3 protein-coding genes are annotated in these 2,836 nt (G+C 65.5%); 2 read left to right on the forward strand and 1 reads right to left on the reverse strand.

The features are described from left to right. The first annotated feature begins 106 nt into the window (after positions 1–106). Positions 107–496, forward strand: a complete 390-nt coding sequence (rplT, locus tag WAN71_RS23015) for a 50S ribosomal protein L20 (protein ID WP_422227544.1) — start codon at positions 107–109, stop codon at positions 494–496. A 31-nt stretch (positions 497–527) separates the two neighbouring features. Next, positions 528–1,313 (forward strand): TrmH family RNA methyltransferase, encoded by a 786-nt coding sequence (locus WAN71_RS23020; RefSeq protein ID WP_422227545.1) that lies wholly within the window; start codon positions 528–530, stop codon positions 1,311–1,313. On the opposite strand, the gene WAN71_RS23025 is transcribed toward WAN71_RS23020, so the two are convergent. Next, on the reverse strand, positions 1,310–2,401 hold the full coding sequence (locus WAN71_RS23025) for an oxygenase MpaB family protein (protein WP_422227546.1): 1,092 nt from the start codon (positions 2,399–2,401) through the stop codon (positions 1,310–1,312). The two genes, WAN71_RS23020 and WAN71_RS23025, sit on opposite strands and share 4 nt — an antisense overlap. Positions 2,402–2,836 lie beyond the last annotated feature (435 nt).

Raw genomic sequence — 2,836 nt, forward strand, 5'->3', positions numbered from 1 at the left:
GGCAATGACACCAAGCGGGTCAACAAGTTGCTTAACGGCTGACCAGCGCCCATAACCAAGGCAGCGGCGTAACCCCCGTTACGTCCAGACGACGATAGGAACACTCATGGCACGCGTAAAGCGGGCAGTCAACGCCCAGAAGAAGCGGCGCACCATTCTGAAGGCCTCGAAGGGCTATCGCGGCCAGCGGTCCCGCCTCTACCGCAAAGCCAAAGAGCAGCAACTGCATTCACTGAACTACGCCTACCGCGACCGCCGTGCGCGCAAGGGCGAGTTCCGCAAGCTGTGGATCTCGCGGATCAACGCGGCGGCCCGCGCCAATGACATCACCTACAACCGGCTTATCCAGGGCCTGAAGGCCGCCGGTGTCGAGGTCGACCGCAAGAACCTCGCGGAGATCGCGGTGAGCGATCCGGCGGCGTTCACCGCGCTCGTCGGTGTCGCCCGGGCCGCACTGCCCGACGATGTCAACGCGCCTTCCGGAGAGGCTGCGTAACCCGGTCCGGCGGTTGAAGATTTAGCACCCGGTGCTCACCGAACGATCGGCCCGGGTGGTCGCCGCGGTCAAACTTCACCGGCAGGTCGCCCGGCGCCGAGCGCAGCGCTTCCTGGTGGAAGGCGCGCACCTGGTGGAGGCTGCATCTGGGCGCGGATTGATCCGCGAAGTTTTCGTCACCGAGGCCGCCGCGCAGCGCTACGCCGGTCTGCTCGGCCGGCAAGACGCCGCGGTCACCCTCGTCACTGAGCGCGCGGCAAAAGCCTTGTCGGACACGGTGACTCCGGCCGGCTTGGTGGCGGTCTGCGAGCTACCCAGGCTCGACTTAGATGATGTGCTTGCCGGCGAGCCGCGGCTCGTCGCAGTGGGAGTGGAGATCGGCGAGCCAGGCAACGCGGGCACCTTGATTCGCATCGCCGACGCGATGGGCGCCGCAGCGGTGGTCTTCGGTGGGTACAGCGTCGACCCGTACAACGGTAAATGCCTGCGCGCGTCGGCAGGCAGCATCTTCGCCATCCCAGTCGTCGTCGCGCCGGATGTCGGTGCGGCCGTCAGCACGTTGCAGGCCAACGGGTTGCGGGTACTGGCCACCACGGTGGACGGTGAGTTGTCTCTCGACGATGTTGAGCTCGCCGGACCGACGGCGTGGCTGTTCGGAGCCGAGTCGCACGGCTTGTCACCTCAGCTGGCCCAGCAAGCCGACATCCGGGTGGCCATTCCGATGTCCGGGGGTGCGCAAAGCCTCAATGTGGCTGCCGCGGCGGCGATTTGCCTCTACCAGAGCGCACGAGCCCAGCGGGCCAGCCGTAATCGTTAGGCGGCTTTGCCGCGACCCCGCGCCGGCCGCAGCCCGGCCAGCGAAAAAGTGGTGTGCACAAGCGATCCGGCACGCTCGACAATTCTTCTGGAGAGCGGGCTATGGGGCGGAAAATAGTGCATCGGCAGCCCGCGGCGGTCCCGCGGCGGCGCCGTAAAGCTTGGTGCCTCCACCAGCGGGGCATCGATGGCGGCCCGGCCCTGCGCCCGTCGGTAGGCGGCCAGCGCACGCGGATGCAACCGGATCTCGTCGGGCACCGCCAGAAACGCCAGCTCGACCATCTTGCCGAACAGCCGCAGCACCACTTCGTCGCCTGGTGTCCAACGGATTCCGGCCTTCTCGCGAACAGACGGCTCGAACAATCCGGCCGCAATCCAGCGTTGCCCCGCGACGAGCGGCTTGAACAGCTGGTCCCACACCGGGGTGGGCATCAGCACGAATTTCGGTTTGGGAATCCGTATTTGGAAGATGTCCAGGGTGGCCTGATTGATCTCCAGCTCATCGCGGCAGACCCGCCGCCAGTACTCCTGGAAGTCCTCCCACGACTTGGGCACCGGCCGCATGCTCATTCCGTACATCCGGTACCACTGCACATGCTCATCGAACAGCTGGCGCTTCTCGGCTTCGGTCAACCCGCCGCAGAAATACTCGGCCACCTTGATCACCAGCATGAAAAACGTTGCATGCGCCCAGTAGAACGTCTCCGGGTTCAGCGCGTGGTAACGGCGGCCGGTCGCATCGACCCCCTTGATGGAGTGGTGATACTGCTTGATCTGCTCGCCGGTCTGGGCGGCGCGACTGCCGTCGTAGACGACGCCCATGATCGGATATACCGACCGTGCCACCCGTTGCAGCGGTTCGCGCAACAAGATTGAGTGCTCCTCGACCCCGGCGCCCAATTCCGGATACATGTTCTGGATCGCGCCGATCCACACGCCCATCATCCCGGTGCGCAGGTCACCGAAGTACTTCCAGGTCAGCGAGTCCGGCCCCAGCGGATCGGCCGCGGGTTTGTCGTCGCGCTGCTCGATCGTCGCGCGCCGAGCGGACGTCACCGATGACAACGGCGTGATCGGCGTCATGGTCATCACCGGCCTCCTGGTCCTGATGAGCAATGACTCCACGATAATGTTGACAACAGCTGTTGTCTATCATTTCGACGCGCGCGGCGACGCGCCGTTATCCACTCTCGACCCCTGCGTCGCAAGCGCGTGATCAGGCGGTTTGCCGCGAATCGTGGCGTACACCACGACGGCGGTCGTTGCCGGTCTGTCCCGACACCCCCTACCCTGGGCGATGTGGAACTCGGGCCCTACCCGGCGTCCGGCGAGCCCGAGCCAACGGCGACCGCGCCGGATTCGCCTAGTTCGCGACAGCAATCCTCTGTGTCACTACAGCGGGCAGCGGAGTGGCTGCGTAGCAGGAACCAGAACCCAGCCGTCATTGAGATGGTCCGTCGAGCTCGCCGCGTATTGCCCGGCGATCCGGAATTCGGCGATCCGCTCTCAACAGCGGGCGACGGC

The sequence above is a fragment of the Mycobacterium sp. genome (assembly GCF_049280035.1).
Taxonomy (GTDB): domain Bacteria; phylum Actinomycetota; class Actinomycetes; order Mycobacteriales; family Mycobacteriaceae; genus Mycobacterium.